Raw genomic sequence first — 20,647 nt, forward strand, 5'->3', positions numbered from 1 at the left:
ACTTACCCGTTAGTTGGAGTAAAGGGATTCCTTAACCGCTTATCTTTAAATCTTGCTCATTTCTTGAACTCTGATGACAAAAAGAATATAGTAACAAGTGTTACTATATTCTTAAGGTAAGTTATGATCAATATCGAGCGGATACACCATGTGGCATATCGCTGTAATGATGCTAAAGAGACGGTTGAGTTTTATAGAGATAAGCTCAATATGGATTTTCTTGTGGCCATAGCTGAAGATAAGGTGCCGTCGACTAAGGCACCTGACCCCTATATGCATCTGTTTCTCGATGCGGGCAATGGCAATATTTTGGCTTTTTTTGAGCTGCCGAACTCGCCTAAAATGGACAGAGACAGAAACACCCCTGAGTGGGTGCAACATATTGCATTTAGGGTGAAAGATACTGCGGCACTGCTTGAGGCCAAGCGTGAGCTTGAGGGGAAAGGCGTCGAGGTTCTCGGGATCACTAAGCATGGCATTATTGAATCAATTTACTTTTTCGATCCAAACGGCCACCGATTAGAGCTAACCTGTGTGACTGGTACATCTGCACAGTTTAAAGAGTTGAAAAAGGTCGCGCCCGCTATGCTTGAGGAGTGGTCGGTGACAAAACGTGCTCCTAAGCATGCCGCCTGGTTACATGAGGAGGAGTTCGAAGGGAGCGACTCTTAATACCAATCAACAGAAAACAAAAAAGGAGCCTAGGGCTCCTTTTTTATGGATTCACTTAGTTAAAAGTGATCGGCTCATCTAGCGGGTTTACTCGCTATCTCTTGATGGGCCTTTGCGGTGTGGCTTTCTGTCACCTGATGGGCGACGGTCACCAGAAGGCTTACGTGGGCGACGTGGTGGACGGCTGTCTCCAGCTGGCATCTCAGCACCATCAGCTTCACGAATGTTTAGTGGCTTACCACAAACACGAACCTTTTTAAGGTGGTCCAGTACATCCTTTGGCATACCATCAGGAAGATCGATAGCAGTCATGTTATCAAATAACTGAATCTGACCAATATAGCGGCTGTCGATGTTTGCTTCGTTTGCAACAGCGCCAACGATATTACCTACACCAACACCATGATCACGACCCACATCTATGATGTAACGGCTCATCTTAACGTCTGGATTGTCCTTAAGTGCATCGGCTTTACCCAAGTTCGTTGGAGTAGGGCGCGAATCACGACGAGGACGATCATTACGGTCACGTGAACCACGATCGCGAGAGTTACGGTCATCACGGTTGTCACGCTGACGCTCGTTAATCGACGGCAACTGTAAAGGACGCTCTTTCTGTACTTGCTGTAGCAGTGCTGCTGCAAGAATGTCAGTGTCGACTTCAAGTTGTTGACAAAGTTGAGCTACAGCACCCTTCATGAAATCTAAAGAATCTTTGCTGATGATCTCGGCAACTTGCTCACCTAGGCGAGATAGACGACGCTCGGTCACTGTCTCTGGGCTAGGAACGTCCATTGGTGAGATACGGCTCTTTGTTGCACGTTCGATAGTGCGTAGCATACGCATCTCTCTGTGTGTAACAAATAAGATTGCCATACCTGTACGACCAGCACGACCTGTACGACCAATACGGTGAACATAAGCTTCAGTATCATAAGGGATATCGTAGTTAACTACGTGTCCGATACGCTCAACGTCAAGACCACGAGCCGCAACATCAGTTGCGATAATGATATCTAGCTTGCCACGCTTAAGTTGATCAACTGCGCGCTCACGAGCCTGCTGGTTCATATCACCGTGTAGTGGTGATGATGCATAACCGCGAGCTTCAAGCTTCTCTGCTAGCTCAACACAGCTGTTACGAGTACGAACGAAGATGATGATGCCTTCAGTCTTTTCAACTTCAAGAACACGTACTAACGCTTCAAGTTTGTTGTGCTGAGAGACCTGAACAAAACGTTGCTCGATGGTTTCAACTGTTGTTGTCGTCGCTGCAATTTTAACGTGTACTGGATTATCCAAGTACTTGTTAGCAACACGCTTAATTTGCTCAGGCATTGTCGCTGAGAAAAGCGCTAGTTGACGCTCTTGAGGTGTATGCTCAAGGATCCATTCGATATCATCGATGAAGCCCATTTTTAGCATCTCATCAGCTTCATCAAGTACCATAGCTTTAAGCGTAGCGAGCTTAAGTGTGCCACGACGCATATGGTCCATAACACGGCCAGGAGTACCAACGATGATCTGTGGACCACGTCTAAGAGAGTTAAGCTGCTGCTGCATGCTTTGACCACCATAAATAGGTAGTACATGCATGCCCTTCATAAATTTAGAGTAGCTAGCAAAAGCTTCTGCAACCTGAACAGCAAGTTCACGTGTTGGCGCTAGCACTAAAATTTGAGGTGCATTGGTTGTTGGGTCGATGCTGTTAAGTAGTGGCAGAGCGAAGGCACCAGTTTTACCTGTACCAGTCTGTGCCTGACCTAATATGTCCTTGTTGGCCATAAGAGGGTCGATACTTGCAGCTTGAATTGGGGTAGGCTTTTCGTAGCCTAGCTCATCAAGAGCACGCAACAAAGGCTCGGAAAGACCGAGTTCGCGGAAAGTTTTTTCTTCGGATGACATGGGTTGTAGCCTTGTGGAATAACAGAGTGCAGAAAATGCACTTAGGTTTATAGACAGAAAATCAACCCCGTGTCGACTTCCCGCAACAAAAATTGCTTTAATAAGCCGATTATTATAGCAGGGTGCAATTGGTATTACCAATTAAATGTGAGCTCGTAATGAGTTTACAGGATGATTTCATGGTAAATCGGATACTAATTAGTAAGTTATATTCAAAAATAATAATTTATCACTATCATTTATTGAATGTTTCCTAGTTGTAAACTGTCTATTATCAGCAGTTGGTGTGCCGAGCTGGTAACAGCGGCTAGAAATTCAAAATCTATTTTTTCCTGAGTGTCGCTAGGTGCATGATAATCTTGATGAGGTGGCACACCAAAGTAGAGCCAAGGAACCCCAACTTTATGCAGCGGGTAGTGATCTGAGGCCCTAAGCCAGTCAATATTTCCGGTTAACTGACCTCGCTTTCTTGGGTGCTTAGCCTTGATACATAGCCCTGTCTCATTTATCAGTTTCTGCTTAATTAATGGGAACTGGCTGAAACCTCTTCTTCCCTCTAAATAGACCACCATGGAACGCTCTGGTCTACCTATCATATCTAAGTTAATGGCGAGCTCTATCTGTTTGTTGTTTGGAGTGATGTTTTGTTGGCTAAGAAGCTCGGCTAAGGCGTAGCCGCCGTAGAGTCCTGGCTCTTCGGCATCGGTCGCGACAAACATAAGATTGGTTTTTGTAAATAGCTCAGGATGCGTAGCCGCATAATTGGCAAGTTGTAACATGGCTGCAATGCCTGATGCATTGTCATCGGCGCCAGGGTATATCTTACGACCTTTTACGCCTAAGTGATCATAGTGTGCGATGACAAGTCGCCAAGATGTTGAGGGGTTTGATGCTTTTAATACCCCGACCACATTGCTGCCTTTTCGTTCGCTGAACCCTTGGGAATAGGTAAAGGGAAGGTTGAACTTATCTGTGTTCTTACTTTGTTGCGTAGTGGTTTTTGTATCAGCTTGCGCTGATTGCCAAGGTGTTAACCCTATCTGAGTGAAACGCTCGTTGAGGTAATCCCTAGTTAGCGCCGCGCCTTGAGTGCCAGTTTTTCTGCCCTCAAACTTGGCTGAGGTCAGTTGAGCGAGATCGGCTTTAAGGGCTTGTTGGTCGACCCAGTTGGCTTTTAATTGAGTCTTACAGCTGGTACTAAATGTGGAGCAACCAGAGAGAGTAAGGCTAAAGAGCAGTAGTATCGAGAGGGTAAACGAGAAGCGGAGAGAGATGAGCTTAATCTGTGTTGGACTCATCTTCTCTCCCCATTTATCTCGTTAATTATTTTTCTAGCAAAGGCTTAAGAAAGCGTGCCGTGTGAGACTCTTTATGCTCGGCAACTTGCTCTGGCGTACCTGTCGCTAGTATTGTTCCGCCGCCAGCACCGCCTTCAGGTCCGAGATCGACAATCCAGTCTGCAGTTTTGATCACATCCAGATTATGCTCGATAACCACGATGGTATTACCGTGAGCTTTTAACCTGTGCAGGACATCCAATAGTAATTGAATATCTGCAAAGTGTAGTCCTGTTGTTGGCTCATCGAGAATATAGAGCGTCTGACCAGTATCTCGCTTAGAGAGCTCTTTTGCCAGCTTAACACGTTGTGCTTCACCGCCAGAAAGTGTAGTCGCACTCTGTCCCAAGCTGATATAGGAGAGGCCAACTTCAATCAAGGTTTGCAATTTTCTAGCAATGGCAGGGACGGCATCGAAGAAAGGTCTTGCCTCTTCAACGGTCATATTGAGCACCTCATGGATGCTCTTACCTTTATATTTGACCTCTAAAGTTTCACGATTGTAGCGCTTGCCCTTACAGTCATCACAAGGAACATACACATCAGGAAGGAAGTGCATCTCAACCTTGATTAAACCATCACCCTGACACGCCTCACAGCGTCCACCTTTGACGTTAAATGAGAAACGACCAGGTTTATAACCTCGGGTACGTGACTCTTGAGTTGCCGAAAATAGCTCCCTGATTGGGGTGAAAATCCCCGTGTAAGTGGCTGGATTCGAACGCGGTGTACGGCCAATGGGGCTTTGATCGATATCGACCACCTTGTCACAATGCTCCATCCCTTTGACTTCTCGATAAGGGGCTGGCTCATCCACGGTTGCGCCATTAAGTACTCGATGAGCAATCTTATAGAAGGTGTCGTTGATCAGGGTTGACTTTCCTGAGCCAGATACCCCAGTCACACAGGTAAATAGGCCAACAGGTATGGTCAAGTCCACATCTTTTAGGTTGTTGCCACTGGCACCAAATAGCTCGATTAGCTTATCGCCGTTATACGCGACTCGCTCCTCGCTGATATGGATCTGTTTTTTGCCCGAGAGGTATTGGCCAGTAATTGATTCGTCACAGCTGAGAATATCCTCTAAAGTACCGTCACAGATCACTTCACCACCGTGTACGCCGGCTCCAGGGCCAATATCGATCACGTGATCTGCCATCTTAATGGCATCTTCATCGTGTTCGACCACAATAACGGTATTGCCTATATCGCGCAGATGGATAAGAGTTTGCAGTAAGCGTTCATTATCTCTTTGGTGTAGACCAATTGAGGGTTCATCGAGCACATACATTACGCCGACTAAGCCTGCACCTATCTGACTTGCAAGCCTGATCCGCTGAGCTTCACCACCAGAGAGTGTGTCGGCAGAGCGAGATAGGCTTAGGTAGTTAAGCCCGACATTGACTAGGAAACCTAAACGATCGCCCACCTCTTTAAGGATCTTTTCGGCAATCTGGGCTTTCTGTCCCGTCAACTTAAGTGTGGAGAAGTACTCCATCGCCTCACCGATAGACCACTCGGTTAACTCAGGCATGCTCAGATCATTGATAAAGACATTACGCGCCTCTTCACGAAGACGCGAGCCGTGACAGCTTTGACAGGACTGGGTATTGATAAATTTGGAGAGCTCTTCGCGAACAGCGTTTGATTCTGTCTCGCGGTAGCGCCTGTCCATGTTGTTAAGTATGCCCTCAAACGGGTGATTACGAACGACTACGTCACCACGATCGTTAATGTATTTAAAGGCGATACTCTCGCTGCCTGAGCCATGTAGAACCAGCTTTTGTATTTTATCGCTAAGTTTTACAAAGGGTTGCTCAACATCAAATTTATAGTGCTCGGCAAGTGAGCTTAGCATCTGGAAGTAGTAGAAGTTGCGTCTGTCCCAGCCGCGAATAGCACCGCCAGCTAGAGATAGCTCATTGTTGACGATAACGCGTTCTGGATCGAAATATTGCTGTACGCCTAAACCATCGCAAGTGCCACAAGCACCAGCTGGGTTGTTAAATGAGAATATTCTTGGTTCCAGCTCAGCCATCGAGTAGCCACAGTGAGGACAAGCAAAGTTTGCCGAGAAGAGTAGCTCTTCATCGGGATTCTTACTTTCGCTATCCATGTCAGCTACGGTGGCGATACCGCCAGAAAGCTCCAGTGCAGTTTCAAATGATTCGGCTAATCGCTGTTGAATATCATCACGAACCTTAAAGCGGTCGACCACAACTTCAATGGTGTGCTTAACGTGAAGTTCAAGCTCTGGTGGATCGGTGAGATCACACACTTCACCATCAATACGGGCACGGATGAATCCTTGCGCCGATAGGCTGTCCAGTAGCTTTACGTGCTCACCTTTACGGTTATTGACCACAGGGGCAAGCAACATCTGGCGACTGCCTTCTGGTAGCTCTAATACTTTGTCTACCATCTGACTGATGGTTTGTGCCGTGAGGGGCTGGCCATGTGTGGGACAGCGTGGCTCACCGACGCGGGCAAAGAGAAGGCGGAGGTAGTCGTAGATCTCTGTGATGGTTCCCACTGTGGATCTTGGGTTGTGGGATGTGGACTTTTGCTCGATGGAGATGGCTGGGCTTAACCCTTCGATATGATCGACATCAGGTTTCTCCATCAGGCTTAAGAACTGGCGGGCATAGGCTGAAAGCGATTCAACATACCGCCTCTGCCCTTCGGCATAAAGTGTGTCAAACGCCAGAGAGGATTTCCCCGAACCTGATAGGCCGGTGATCACGATTAATTTGTCTCTGGGAATTGTCAGGTTGATGTTTTTTAGATTGTGGGTGCGGGCGCCACGTACTTCAATCTTGTCCATCTGTCTCTCTATGCCAAATAAAAAAAGAGATCGATTATCGCACAAAAATTAGCAAAAGCAGAGAGGAGAAGATCAAGAGTAAATTCTGCAGGGGAGAAAGGTTAACTGGTGTGGAGTTTTGTTGTGATCCCACTTCAAAGGTCCTAGATGAATTAGTTACATCTTGATTTGAATTGGTATAAAATGCGCGGCTTATTTATGTATTCAGATCAGGGCGAAAAATGGCCAATAACGGACTCTCAAAGACTGAGAAAAAAGTCGCGTTCTCTTTAGCCAGTGTATTTGGTTTGCGCATGATGGGCTTGTTTATGATCATGCCTGTTTTTGCACTTTATGGGCAACATCTGCAAGGTTTTTCACCACTGTGGGTAGGTATTGCTATTGGCGCTTATGGTCTGACTCAAGCTATTTTGCAGATCCCTATGGGGATGTTATCGGATAAGTTTGGCCGTAAACCTATTATCCTTATCGGCTTACTGATGTTTGCCTTTGGTAGTTTAGTGGCCGCCAACGCCGACACTATTTACGGTGTGGTTGCTGGTCGTGCGATACAGGGTATGGGGGCGATAGCCGCTGCTGTGCTTGCCTTAGCGGCTGATCTGACTCGTGATGAGCAGCGTACCAAGGTGATGGCCATTATCGGTATGTGCATCGGATTTTCGTTTGCATTGTCTTTGCTGGTGGGACCGATTGTCGCTCAATACTTAGGTTTATCTGGTTTGTTTGCCATGACTGCGGGCCTCGCGGTGTTGGGGATGATTATTGTACAGCTGCTAGTGCCGAACCCCATCTCTCAAGCCCCCAAGGGAGATACATTAGCGACGCCAGCTAAGTTGAAGGCGATGGTGACTGACCCTCAACTGTTTCGTCTTGATGCGGGGATCTTTATTCTACACTTAGTGTTGACCGCTGTATTTGTTGCCTTGCCGCTGGATTTAGTTGATGCAGGTTTGGCCAAAGAGAAGCATTGGATGCTCTATTTCCCCGCTTTTATGGGGGCATTCTTTCTGATGGTGCCGCTCATTATCATTGGCGTGAAGAAGAAAAACACCAAGGCGACATTTCAGGTTTCACTGTTAATCATGATGCTGGCATTGGCTTCAATGGCACTGTTTGCCAATAATTTAGTTGTGCTAAGTATCGCGGTTGTGCTGTTTTTTACTGGCTTTAACTATTTGGAGGCATCGCTTCCAAGCTTGATTGCTAAGTTTTGTCCCGTTGGTGATAAAGGTTCCGCCATGGGCGTATACTCAACCAGTCAATTTCTTGGTGCCTTCTGTGGTGGTATATTAGGCGGTGGTGCTTATCAGCTTGTGGGGGCCGAAGGGGTTTTCGCAGTTGCGTTGGGTTTGATGACGCTCTGGTTACTGCTGACATTAGGCATGAAAAACCCAGTGTTGTTAAAGAGCTATACTCTTGAAGCAAAAGTTGAAGGTAAAGAGCAGGCAAAGGTGATGGCGACTGAGCTGTCTCAGCTTGCAGGTGTCGCCGAGGCAATAGTGGTTCTTGAAGAGAAAGTGGCTTATTTAAAAGTTGATGAGCATTTCGATTTAAGAGAAGCGCGAGCTGTGTTAGGCTCTGTCAGTTAAGTCGTTATTTCGTGTCATTTGATATGAATTAAGCGTAGAATTTATCGTAATTTGTAAGAATATCTCAGGAGATTTCAATGGCCAGTCGTGGTGTCAATAAGGTAATTTTGGTCGGTAATTTGGGTAAAGACCCTGAAGTTCGTTATATGCCAAATGGCAATGCCGTCGCCAACTTTACAGTGGCGACGAGTGAGTCTTGGAAAGACCAACAAGGTCAGCCACAAGAGCGTACTGAATGGCATAATATTGTCATGTACCGTCGTCTAGCTGAGGTTGCTGGTGAATACCTTAAGAAAGGTTCTAAGGTTTATATCGAAGGTAAACTGCAAACTAGCAAGTGGCAAGATCAGGCAACCGGTCAAGACAGATATAAGACTGAGATCAATGCCAATGAGATGCAGATGCTAGACAGTCGTGGTCAAGGCGGCGGTCAACAGCAAGGTGGTTATGGTCAGCAGCAGGGGCAGCAGAATCAGTACAATGCACCTCAACAGCAAGCACCACAACAGGGTGGTTATGCGCCTAAGCCTCAAGCTGCTCCTCAGCAACAGGCACCTCAGCAGGGCGGATACCAGTCGCAGCAGCAAGGTGGTCAACAGCAGCAAGCGCCAGCTTATGCACCTAAGCCACAAGCAGCTCCACAGCAGCAAGCGCCACAACAGCGCCCAGCGCCTCAGCCTCAACAGCAAGCTGCACCGCAACAGAACTTTACCCCAGACCTTGATGATGGTTGGGATGACGATATCCCGTTTTAGAGATTAGTGACTAAGTTTTTAAAACATGTATGAAGCCTCTTATTTAAGAGGCTTTTTTGTTGCCTATTTTCTCCGCTTTAAACTCTCTCTTTTATTAGTCAAAAGTATTACTCCTTTTCTATCGCTTTCTTTAGTTACTCGTTAGTGAGCACTTTTTACTCGTCAAAAAAAACCAATTGCTGATAGTGTGGTTCTTTAGTCTAAGTCGCGGCATTGCTGGATTCGCGTTGGCTTAATACTGTGTAGTTCGGGTCTAATCCCGTGAGCCTTTGTAATTGTTGAGATTGATAGCATATGAAAAAGTGGGTCTATTTATTACTGTTTCTCTTTACCTTCCCTACGGCTGCAGTTGCGGTGGAGGATGACATTGAGATTAGTGGTTTGGTGATAGATAGAACCTTGACTCGTTTTGGTAAAGACTTTGGTTTTTACTACTCAGGTTATTGGCGAGATCTCACCTTCACCCAAGGCTTCAATGTCACTCTATATGAAACGGTATTCCCACAAGCAGGCACTCAGTTGACTTTAGAGGTGAATGGAAAAGCTATCTATAGAACCCACTTTGGACGTCGGGCAAACCCGGTAAAGGAGCGGGCAGAGCAAGCAATTTTGCTTACCATAGATCATATAGCCCAGATCAAGGCGAACGCTGTTACTGGTGAGCTGGCAAGTGCTGAAGATGGCTACTAATTTTGGCTATTAGGATAACAATAATGAAATACAGGATGTTAGTTTTAGCAGCCAGCTTAGTTGCCGGCAGCGTTCAATCGACCGAATTGGTCTATACCCCTATAAACCCCAGTTTTGGTGGGTCGCCGTTAAATGGTTCGTACCTACTTAATAAGGCTAATGCGCAAAATGATCATAGCGAAGGTGAGGGCGATAAAGACTTTATTACTCGGTTCAAAGAGTCTCTAGAGCGAAATATTCTTAATACGATAACCCGTGGCGTCGCTAATGGGGAGATCACTGATGGTACTTATGACACTGGGGACTTTCGTATTGAGGTTGCCTCTGTTGGTGGTGGGGTAGTGCTCACAATTACTAATCTGGTAACAGGTGAAATTACCGTTATTGAGATGCCAGTTTATGGAGGTGGGGGATGAAATACTTACTACCTCTAGTTGTCATCGGTCTGCTTTCAGGCTGTGGTCTGCTTCCTAAGCCGGAGCTAAATGTGAGTCAGGCTGAGCTCAATCCAGTGAGCGAGACCATGTTAGCACTGCAAGCGAAAAAGGGGCCTAAATACCCTATTCCCGTTGCTGTGTATTCATTTAGAGATCAAACGGGGCAGTATAAGCCTCAGCAGAATGTTAGCTCATTTTCTACTGCGGTGACCCAAGGCGCGACCTCTATGCTAATTCAGACGCTGCTGGACTCTCGCTGGTTTACCCCTGTGGAACGTGAAGGGTTACAAAACCTGTTAACTGAGAGAAAGATAACCAAGAAGCAACCTAAGAGTAAAGACTCAGAGGTGCCTCAACTGACCAATGCTCGCCTGTTACTTGAAGGTGGGATTATTAGTTATGAGACAAATGTGAGTACTGGTGGTATCGGCATGGAGTATTACGGTATCGGTGCTTCTGAGCTCTACCGTGAAGATCAAGTCACCATCTACTTGAGAGCTGTCGATGTGCACAGTGGAAAAGTGATGATGTCGGTATCGACCACTAAACGTGTGTTTTCTCAGGAGTTGAGAGCGGGTCTGTTTCGTTTTACTAGCTTAAACCGTTTGGCAGAAGCTGAGATGGGCTTTACAACTAATGAGCCTGTGCAGTTTTGTGTGCTACAAGCGATTGAGCTAGCGGTTGCAGAGATGGTCGATAAGGGGATTGCGTTGGGATATTGGAGTCCTAATTCTCAAAGTTAATTTATAGAGCTAATTCACAGGACTTAATCACAAAGTTAAGTCAGTCTAGACTTTTTGAGAACAAAGCAGCAATAACTAGTGTTTAATGTTATTGCTGCTTTTTACTGCTTGATATTAAATTCTGTTTATTCAAAGACCTGCACTTATGAACTAATAACCTATTTTTAAATAATCATAAACTTACTTAAGCAGTATAAAATATGCCTGAATAGCTAATAAAACTCCTCTATGTAAATTTTACAGTTTTATTTATTTTTCTTAGTTTGTTTTCTGGTAATTTATAATTATTTATTATAATAATGTTTCTCAAAAGTAAAAAAGCTGTTTTTAACTCTCATGGGACCAGAGAGTATTTTATGTTTTCTTCAGGGTGAAAACATAAGTGTATAGACAAGGAGAAAGTTATGAACCAAATCGATGAACTTGTCTTTTTTCATCAAATTGAAGCGCCATGTCATTTAGCTATTTTGGCTCAATCGATTGGATTAAAGACTCGGATTGTCAGTAAGTCTTCAGAGCTTTTTGATGGGCTACTATCAAATAGTTTCTGTTTTATTGCTCAAAAAGGGGAAGCTCTGGATAATAAAGGAATTCCTTTAATAGCATCCAGGCTTGCGTCGCATTGTCCTGTAGCGCTTCATCAGGTTGAGCCCAATACGTTAGAGGTTGAGTCTGCGCTGCTTTTGGGAATTAAAGGTGTGCTTTATTCTAATCAAGGAATGGACTCTTTGATGTCTGGGATTACCAATATGGTAGAGGGTGAGCTCTATTTTGATCGACAGTTGATCAGCCAGGTTTTCAGCCGTCTTGTACGTAAACTAGACAGTGCCAATGACACATTGCAAGATAGCGCAGTGATGATGCAGATGCTAACGAGTCGAGAGAGAACGATTATTAGTTTAGTGTCGAGTGGTGCGAGAAATAAGGAGATAGCTCATAGACTATGTATCAGTGAGCATACTGTTAAGGCTCACATTTCATCTATCTTCAGAAAGACGCAATCTCGTAACCGTGTTGAACTGCTAAGGTGGGCACAAAGTTATCAGAGTCAGCTTGAGTTATGTTCTTAATCTGATTTAAATTACTGATATAAAGTTATTAAAAAGGGAGCCTAAGCTCCCTTTTTGCTTTTCTTACTAATATGAAATTAGTTTTGAATCACAGTTGCGGTATTAAAGTCACCGGTTTGTGTGACTGAGATGCTGTGATCTGAACCAGTTTGTGAACCCATAACTAGGTTGTCATTACCTGTTTGCGCTATGGTTAGGCTGTTACCATCACCAGTTACGACGAAAGCACCATCATCTTCACCACCAACCCAGTTACCATCACCTGTTTGAGTGATTAGGGCGCTGTTTTCATCACCAACAATGATCAGGTCGATAAGGTTAAGGTCGCCCTCTTGTGTCATATCGAGATCAGTATTATCCATACCAACAACAGTCAATACGGCTTCGTTTTCATCGCCATCTTGTTCGATATCGGTGTCGTTGCCATTGCCGATAAGGTCAGCATAACCGAAGTTCATGTCACCCTCTTGGCTGATCTCTATCTTGTTATCATCACCTTCAGCAAAAGCGGTAACCTCATTTTCAGCTCCGTCACTTCTTAGCTCAAAATCATTATCGTTGCCATAGGCACCGAATGTAGCAACGTTGGTGTTCCCCTCTTGATCTAAAGAGACATCGTTGTCGTTGCCAAAGACTTGGAACTGGGCAGTGTTGTTGTCTCCCTCTTGGTCAACTCTTAGATCATTGTCATCACCTTGAACTTCAGCGATTAAGGTGTCACCAATTGTGTTGCCCATACCATCTTGCTTTATTTCAATAAAGTTATCATCGCCCTGGACAGCAGCCATATAAGCCGTGTTGTTATCGCCCTCTTGGTCAATCTCAAACTCATTGTCAGAACCGGTTAAGTCGTAAACAAAACCTGTATTATCGTTACCTGCTTGCTCAATATCGAAGTTGTTATCATCGCCAGCAACCCCTTTAACGGCACCTAGGTTATTGTCTCCCTCTTGATAGACGGTTACATCATTGTTGTTGCCAACATTGGGCGTGATATCAAGGGAAACCATACCTGCGGTATTACCGTTACCCATCTGGGTAATATCACCATCATTATCGTTACCCTCAACGCGGTATACCCCGAAGTTACCGTCACCTTCTTGATTGATAACAGCGCTATTATTATCACCAATTAACTCAACAACAGCTTCACTTTGTGAACCGTCTTGAGCGACATCAACATTATTATCATTACCTGTTACATCGATATCGGCTTGGTTATAAAAGTCGAACTGAGCAACGTAGGTTTCGTTGTCGTTACCTGTCATATCGACATTAGAGATATGCCAATCGTCTGCCTGATCGACTTCAACATTGTTACCTAGACCTGTGGAGGTCGTATAGGCTTCAAGCCAAACGCCTTCTTGTACAGTGGTTGCAGATTGATCATCACCAACTTGATCTATGGTGGCTACATTGGCATTAGCACCAACTTGAGTCTGCTGAATATAAGCCTCTTGGCCAACTACAGAGTTAGCAGTATCTGTGGTTTGTGTAATAGTTGCAGAATCAGCAAATGCTGAGCCACTCATGCCGAGTCCTGCAGTGATCGCTAGCGCAAGTATTGTTTTTTTTGTTTGAGATCTCATGTGACTTTCCCTGTTTAATATTGTGTTATGGTTATTTCAGCACCATCGGCAATCTGCTCGATAGAGAAATTAGCACTGCCAAGTTGATTTAAATTAACCAAGTTATCGTTTCCTATTTGGGTGATATCTGCTTGGTTATCTCCACCAACTTGAATAAGTTCTACCTGATTATTCTTCCCATCCTGAGTGATATTAGCCTCGTTGTTATCCCCTAACTGCATCAGATCGACATAGTTGTTATTGCCAGTCTGCATAATATTTGCGGTATTTAGGTTACCTAGCTGGACTAGGTTAACTAGGCTTGAACGCCCATTGCTTTCGAGAAGAGTTTGTAGCGTGATAGGTAGTTCATAGGTATTGCTTGTGTCTAGCTCATCATCTGCGAATACCCAAGCGCTACTGCAGAGGGTAATAAACAGTAAAAATAGAGAGTTAAATGTTGGCACTTTCATACCCCTTTTACTTTATGAGTTTTAGGTTTATCTCGATACAAGTCTTGTATCAAATTTCCTAAAACTATTAGCTATCCTTTAGACCTCTTGCGAAAGCTTAATAACGAATGCTTAACAATAGATCCAGATGAGGGTTCAAGTTACAGCCCTGTAAAAATGCCGCAATTGGAAGAAGGTATATTTATTTAAATGTCTGGAATAAATATTTTTTAAACTTGAAAGTTGGATTTAATTCTTTGTTTATTATTAGTAAATTATATTTTTGTAAATGCCATTTAGTCTATTGAATTAAACTTGCTAGCGCGATGGGCGTAGTAGAAAGGTAGTAAAGCCAGCGAGTCCGCTTTTAAAATTAATAACCTTGTGGCAACAATCTTTTTGTGAAATGCACCGGGATGTTTTTGAGACTTTCATGGGAAGAGGAATAATACCGAGAAAAGGTCTTAGATGGATTTGGTTCCGGATATGAATATTTAGGGATAAAAAGGAAGTCAGAATTATGTTTAATAAGTTGACACCGATCGCGCTTGCCATTGCTGGCGCCATTACGGTATCTGCAGCCCCCGTTCAGGCTAAAGTGACGCAACATGAATATGTGAAAGACTCAATTCTTGTTGTATATAAAGATAATGCCACAAAATCTGAACGTCTTTCTGCACAGCGCTTAGTGCGCGGTTCAATACGTGACGTCAATGCCGATGGTGTTGATGATAAGTTCGCTAATTTAATGGGTGGTAAGCTGGCAAATCTATCACTGCGTTCAGGATCTGATGTATCAAAAGCAATTAAAATGATCAGTCAGCATCCAGCAGTTAAGTATGCAGAACCAAACTATGTGATTAAGGCGGTAGGTACGCCAGATGATCCAAGTTTTGCATCACTGTGGGGAATGAACAATACAGGTCAGGACGGTGGAACCGCCGATGCTGATATTGATGCGGTAGAAGCATGGGATATTTCAACAGGTGATACCGATGTTGTTGTGGCGGTGATCGATACAGGTGTTGATTACAACCATGAAGATCTTCAAGGTAATATCTGGACTAACCCGAATGAGATAGCCGGTAATGGTATCGATGATGACGGTAATGGCGTTATCGATGATATCCATGGTTACAGCGCTATCGATGATGATGGCGATCCAATGGATGGTAACGGCCATGGTACCCACGTATCAGGAACTATTGGTGCTAAAGGTAACAATGGCGTAGGTGTTGCTGGGGTTAACTGGGATGTGTCAATTATTGGTTGTCAGTTCTTGGATGCTGGTGGTTCAGGTTCGACTGCAGGTGCGATCGCATGTATAGATTACGTGACAAACCTTAAAGTTAACCATGGTGTTGACGTTAAGGCGAGTAACAACTCGTGGGGCGGCGGTGGATTTAGCCAAGCGCTAAAAGACTCTATCGAATCAGGTGGTGACGCGGGGATCTTATTTGTCGCAGCCGCGGGTAATGGTGCTTATGATAACGATGCTAGCCCAAGTTATCCTGCGAGCTATGACTCTGCTGCTGTAATGGCGGTTGCAAGTACCGATCGTAATGACAATATGTCAGGTTTTTCTCAATATGGTCTTACAAGTGTTGATATAGGTGCACCTGGTTCGGCTATTTTGTCGACGACACCGGGTAACAACTATAGCTCATTTAACGGTACCTCAATGGCGACGCCGCATGTTGTTGGTGCTGCTGCATTAGTATGGTCTATTAACCCTGACCTCACTATTGACGAGATGAAGCAACTGCTGATGGATTCAGGTGATTCAAATGCAGACCTAACGGGTAAAACCGTGTCAGGTGCACGTCTGAATGTAGCGACAGCTCTGGATATGGCTGATCCATCTCCAAGTTACCGATTCACAGTCACGCCATCTTCACAAACAATCGAAGCGGGCTCTGCTGCAAGTTATGACTTTAGTGTTGGCAGCGTGGCAGATTGGGATGGAACTGTTGCATTGACAGTAGAAGTTTCTCCAGCCCTTGATGGTGTTTCTCTATCAACTGATTCTGTGATGGCTGGTGATAACTTTACCCTTGATGTCATGACGGCTGCTGCAACGCCTTGGGGAGATTACACCATTACCGTTTCTGGTGATGATGGAGCTATCCAGAAGAGCAAATCGGTGTCATTAGGCATTCTGCCACAGGGTATCGAGGACTATCCATACAGTAACGATGATCCTGTTAGTATTCCGGACAATGACTCAAATGGTATCGTAAGCACAATTGAAGTTGCTGATGATCTACAAGTGTTTGGTGTTACTGCTGATGTGAATATTACTCACACTTGGAGTGGTGACCTTATCGTGACACTGACTTCGCCAGAAGGCACAGAGTCTGTACTGCACAACCGCTCTGGTGGCAGCGCCGATGATGTTGTAGAAAGCTGGGATCTTGCAGACTTTAACGGTGAGATGGCGATGGGTACCTGGACTCTGTCTGTTAGTGATAATGCAGCAGCAGATTTAGGAACGCTTAATAGCTGGGGTATCATTATCTCAGGTGTAGGTGACACAGCCCCAGCCGCGCCTGTAGCTGGTTTCGATTACAGTGCTGAAGGGTTGAGTGTTAGCTTCACCAATACAAGTACAGATGCGAACGATGATATCGTTAGCTATAGCTGGGACTTTGGTGATATGGGCACTTCAACTGATATGAGTCCATCTCATACCTACGCATCAGCGGGTAGCTATGCAGTTTCACTAACAGTGACAGATGCTGAAGGTAACACTGATACAGCTAACATGAATGTTGACGTATTTGATAATGTGATTACGGCTGAAGTACTTCGAGCTAAGCTATCTCGTCGTGGCAGTGCGCTAGTTGATCTGACTTGGGATGGAGCAAATGGCAACTCAGTAGATATCTACCGTGATGGTGAGATGGTTGCGACGACAGAGAATGATGGTCGTTACCGTGATCGTTTCACAAATGCACCTGCATCGGTTGAGTACACAATCTGTGAAACGGGTTCTAGCCTATGTTCTGATCCAATCACAGCTCAGTTCTAAATTGTAGAGTTACTTGTCATTAGCGGCCCTCGGGCCGCTTTTTTTTGGTTTTAAATATCTAGGCTATTTTAATTCAGCTTGGACCGCTACCCCTGAACTGGTGACCTCGCTTGCAACAGTAATGTAGTACCAGCCCGGTGTAGGGTTATTAACAGTAAAGGCTTCATTTGTGCTGTCAGCTGTTGTTGATGCAGCCTCATAACTATTGGCATTTGACCAAGAACTGCCGCCATAGAGGCTGATATCTCCACTACCATAAGCAGAGGTCACCGTTAGCTCACTTGTGCCCTCATCGACCCAGAGCGAATAGTAGTTGATACCATCGTCTGCGCAGATAGCTTCCCCAGAGGTGAGGCGCGCACTGTTAGTGGGGTTTTGAGTTAAACAAGCATCGCCTGAGTTCGGTGGAGTAGGTGATGTTCCAGTATCTAACTCTACCTTGACCGTCACGCCTGAAAATTCACTCTCAGAGTCCACCGTAATATAGCGCCAACCTCTATTTGCTGTGACATGTAAAGTCTCATCATTACCCGCATTTGTTGAGCTAGCCTGATGGTTGGTACTGCTTGCCCAAGTCTCCTCATTGAAGTAAAGATTAGCATCACCGCTGCCACCTGCTGTGCTGATGGTGAGTTGAGTATTATCCTCTTCAACGTAAACATATAAGCTATTTTTGCCACCACTGATGCACTCATTTTGGCCTAAGGTCAGTTGACCATAGCTAATGGTTGCTGCGCCACAATCTTCAACCGGAGTGGGCGTTCCTCCGCCATTATCACCACCTTGGGCGGGATCGGGGTCTGCAACTACCTCAGTGGTACTAACTAACATATCCACACCTCCGAAATCACCTGCTAGGGTGATATAGTGCCAATATTCGTCAGGGTTCATGGTGACCTTAATCACTTCATGATTACCATTGCCTATACCGTAACCTTCATTAGACTCGCCGCTGGCCCATCCTGTTGTGTTGTAGTAGATATCAGCATCGCCCCAGCCACCACCAACTTTAATCCAGATCTCTTGCGCATTGCTGTCGACATTAGCAATGGCAAAGCTAGCTCTGCCATTTTGAGAGTCGATACACTCCATGGGGGTATCTAGTTTAAGGCTGGCTTCATCACTGTAGCGATAAGCTTCATCGCTGACAGTACAGGGCGAATAATCTGTACTTATGGTAGATTTAGGACCTGCCCAGTTACCGTCAGTGCCACTTGGTAGTGCATCGGTATCAGAGGGGCCATGGTCGATAATACCGTTGTCTATGGCACTTAAACCACTGGTAAGCCAACCTGTCCATTCGTTGTCATAGCGGGTACCGATACTGTCCATAAAGACTTGATACTCTTCATACTGATCATTACGCAGGTAAGCTAAGATCTGGTCCACATCTGCTTTGTGATTTTCAAACATAAAGCGCACCGCCAGATATCCCCAGCGATAGATACGGTCTTGGCCTGAGTCATAGTTGTTTTTGAAAATCGTTGAGAGTGGGTACTCTGCAGTTTCGCCCATTGCGATAGCCGCTGTATTGGCGTCGCGGTAGGAGATATATTCAGCTAAGCCCTCTATCCACCAGATGGTATTAGCTGAGATCCCACGACCAAAATCACCGTGCAGGTTATAGCGCCCATCTAAGTAGTGAACATATTCATGTTGTAGGTTCCAGATATGGAAGTCAGGTTGACGCCACTGCGCCTCATAGGCGATAAATCTGGCTTGGTTTTTCATTCCTGCAGGCGAACCCTCAAGGTACATGCCGCCATTGTTGGTATTGATGCCGAAAAAGGTGCCTGCATAGGATTGATAATCGCTGGAGCTATCAAAAACGACCAATTCAAGGGCTTCATTATTATCATTTGCCACAGGTGTGTTATTGGTGCCTAACTTGCTATGGAAGTAGATCTCTTGTCCCCCAAGCACCTCACAGGCCCATTTGGCCTGATCTTGATAGAGGGCTTGGGCGCGCATCATTAAAGTGTCTGAGCATTGCCAATTAAAACCTAAGGTGTCGGCTTCGAGCTGAGCTTTAAAGCCACAAATATCATAATAGTTGCAGTTGGCCCTGTCGTAATAATCTGCCATCTCAGCAGCGGCTAACCAGATAACCTTAGACTCATCGTTTTTACTGCTGCTATCGAGTACGGCTTTGACTAAGGTGGTGACTCTGCTCTTCATCTGGGGAATATGGTAAAGGCGGGACATCTCACGAATACCGTTAAGCAGTACATATTCAGCGTTGCTGCCCACTAAGTGTCGATTATTGAGCTGAAAGTTATTGAGGGAGTCGAGAATGCTATGGTCGGTCGCAAACAGCGCCTTCATAGCATCATCCCATTGTGCCCGAAATAGTGTGGTGAAGATAGCGTTCGCGGCGCCATTCATGCCCCAGCTGGCTTGCCAGTCGGCATTGTACTCACTCAGCACTCTTTTGGTGATATGGTTAAAGTCAGCACCTAACCCAGCCGAATCGATTAAAATTAAAGACTCCTTTAATACGCTGGCGTTCTCCTCTGAGACAGTCCAGATCTTGGCGTTTCCAAAGATAGCCGTGATCTCCTTCTTGATATCTGCTTTTACCGCACTGCTGTAGGCGGGAACATCTTCTGGGCTGTAAAACTGCACATAAAGGGCAGCACGTTGAAAGTAGATAAGTGATTCTATGCCTGTGCTATCAAGCCCTGTGTATTCGGGAGCGCGACTAGTGATCCCATTTGCCACACTGAGCATGTTTGCTTCACTGAATAGAGCTGTGGCATCGGCTCCCTTAAGGCTGTAAAGAGGGCTGACACATTGTGGATCTGATTTTGCCAGCTCAGTCACCAGCGCACTGCCACTTAACCCAATAAAGCTACTGCAATCGGCGGCTGCCGCTGGGCCATTGGGCCCAATCAGTCCAGGTCTTGCAGCCATAGTCTCTGTACTCGCCCAAGGGGAGAGAGTTTGAGTGAGGGCAGTTTTCGATGCTTGAGCCTGATTTTCTGACAAACCGATGTGATGAGAATAGGTACTGCTGGGGTTACTTACTGCGTCAAAACTTGTAGTGAGTCCTATTGCGACGACCAGATGTTTTAATTTCATGGGATCTCCATTGATTGTTGTTCCTTAGGATCTATGCCTAAGGGAGGTGTATACCCAAACAACTTCAAGGCGCAGGATTCAGCATGTCGAGAAGTGACAGAGTTCAAGGTCGTTAATTGCTCCTGCATTAACGACATTCCCGCCATGCCCTACGGGAGTTCCCGTAGAATCGCTGCACTGCGTTAGTGATATCAACAAGGGAATAACCATTCTCCTCAATCACTGCCTTTGTTCAGCTATCCTACGGGGGCTCTGAAACGAGCACCTTGAGGTCGATTGGGTATGTATAAAAGTCTGCTGAGCAGATCTTATTAAGCTAAACAGGCAGGTAGTCTCTCTTTATTAGAGACTTAGTTTTCTCAGGAAACCTGCTTAACATAAATGCAACAATATAGCTTGGGGATAAAATATACAATAGTCAAAGTGGCTATTTTGTACTTTCCTTGTTCAGTAAGGAGTGAGAAATTAAGTGGAGGCCTTGAGCGTACTGGCG

Annotated in this window: 14 protein-coding genes; 8 read left to right on the forward strand and 6 right to left on the reverse strand. The window is 45.2% G+C overall.

Translation table 11 applies throughout. From position 1 onward, the window contains the following. Positions 1-123 precede the first annotated feature (123 nt). Positions 124-672, forward strand: coding sequence for a VOC family protein (locus SWOO_RS03270; RefSeq protein WP_012323278.1), 549 nt, complete (start codon positions 124-126; stop codon positions 670-672). 87 nt (positions 673-759) lie between these two features. Here the strand turns inward: SWOO_RS03270 and SWOO_RS03275 are convergent, their stop codons facing one another. The 3 genes from SWOO_RS03275 to uvrA form a co-directional block, all read right to left on the reverse strand. After that, positions 760-2,577, reverse strand: coding sequence for a DEAD/DEAH box helicase (locus tag SWOO_RS03275; protein ID WP_012323279.1), 1,818 nt, complete (start codon positions 2,575-2,577; stop codon positions 760-762). Positions 2,578-2,816: 239 nt separating this feature from the next. Then, complete coding sequence (locus SWOO_RS03280) at positions 2,817-3,875, reverse strand: M28 family peptidase (protein WP_012323280.1); 1,059 nt, start codon at positions 3,873-3,875, stop codon at positions 2,817-2,819. 25 nt (positions 3,876-3,900) lie between these two features. After that, a complete protein-coding gene (gene uvrA / locus SWOO_RS03285; RefSeq protein WP_012323281.1) occupies positions 3,901-6,738 on the reverse strand; it encodes an excinuclease ABC subunit UvrA in 2,838 nt (945 codons plus the stop codon). A gap of 221 nt (positions 6,739-6,959) precedes the next feature. Between uvrA and SWOO_RS03290 the strand changes: the two genes are divergently transcribed. The 6 genes from SWOO_RS03290 (at position 6,960) to SWOO_RS03315 (ending at position 12,022) form a co-directional block, all read left to right on the forward strand. Continuing rightward, entirely contained in the window at positions 6,960-8,327 is a 1,368-nt protein-coding gene (locus tag SWOO_RS03290) for an MFS transporter (RefSeq protein WP_012323282.1), read from the forward strand. 77 nt (positions 8,328-8,404) lie between these two features. After that, on the forward strand, positions 8,405-9,082 hold the full coding sequence (locus tag SWOO_RS03295; protein WP_012323283.1) for a single-stranded DNA-binding protein: 678 nt from the start codon (positions 8,405-8,407) through the stop codon (positions 9,080-9,082). Positions 9,083-9,376: 294 nt separating this feature from the next. Continuing rightward, the gene (locus SWOO_RS03300; RefSeq protein WP_012323284.1) at positions 9,377-9,772 is read left to right on the forward strand and encodes a curli production assembly/transport protein CsgE; all 396 of its coding nucleotides are present in this window, start codon (positions 9,377-9,379) and stop codon (positions 9,770-9,772) included. A 23-nt stretch (positions 9,773-9,795) separates the two neighbouring features. Continuing rightward, positions 9,796-10,188, forward strand: a complete 393-nt coding sequence (locus SWOO_RS03305; RefSeq protein ID WP_012323285.1) for a curli assembly protein CsgF — start codon at positions 9,796-9,798, stop codon at positions 10,186-10,188. Next, the gene (locus tag SWOO_RS03310) at positions 10,185-10,952 is read left to right on the forward strand and encodes a CsgG/HfaB family protein (RefSeq protein WP_012323286.1); all 768 of its coding nucleotides are present in this window, start codon (positions 10,185-10,187) and stop codon (positions 10,950-10,952) included. Before SWOO_RS03305 ends, SWOO_RS03310 begins: the two co-directional genes overlap by 4 nt. A 404-nt stretch (positions 10,953-11,356) precedes the next feature. Beyond that, entirely contained in the window at positions 11,357-12,022 is a 666-nt protein-coding gene (locus tag SWOO_RS03315; RefSeq protein ID WP_012323287.1) for a response regulator transcription factor, read from the forward strand. Between the two features lie 77 nt (positions 12,023-12,099). Here the strand turns inward: SWOO_RS03315 and SWOO_RS03320 are convergent, their stop codons facing one another. Together SWOO_RS03320 and SWOO_RS03325 are read right to left on the reverse strand one after the other, a co-directional pair. Continuing rightward, the gene (locus SWOO_RS03320) at positions 12,100-13,611 is read right to left on the reverse strand and encodes a curlin (protein ID WP_012323288.1); all 1,512 of its coding nucleotides are present in this window, start codon (positions 13,609-13,611) and stop codon (positions 12,100-12,102) included. Between the two features lie 14 nt (positions 13,612-13,625). Next, complete coding sequence (locus SWOO_RS03325) at positions 13,626-14,057, reverse strand: curlin (protein WP_012323289.1); 432 nt, start codon at positions 14,055-14,057, stop codon at positions 13,626-13,628. Positions 14,058-14,562: 505 nt separating this feature from the next. On the opposite strand from SWOO_RS03325, the gene SWOO_RS03330 reads away from it, so the two are divergent. Further along, complete coding sequence (locus SWOO_RS03330) at positions 14,563-17,073, forward strand: S8 family serine peptidase (RefSeq protein WP_012323290.1); 2,511 nt, start codon at positions 14,563-14,565, stop codon at positions 17,071-17,073. Between the two features lie 63 nt (positions 17,074-17,136). On the opposite strand, the gene SWOO_RS03335 is transcribed toward SWOO_RS03330, so the two are convergent. Next, positions 17,137-20,154 carry a M9 family metallopeptidase gene (locus SWOO_RS03335; protein WP_012323291.1) on the reverse strand — a complete coding sequence of 1,006 codons (3,018 nt, stop codon included), beginning with the start codon at positions 20,152-20,154 and terminating at the stop codon, positions 17,137-17,139. Between the last annotated feature and the right edge of the window lie 493 nt (positions 20,155-20,647).

This window comes from Shewanella woodyi ATCC 51908 (assembly GCF_000019525.1).
In the GTDB taxonomy this organism is placed as follows: domain Bacteria; phylum Pseudomonadota; class Gammaproteobacteria; order Enterobacterales; family Shewanellaceae; genus Shewanella; species Shewanella woodyi.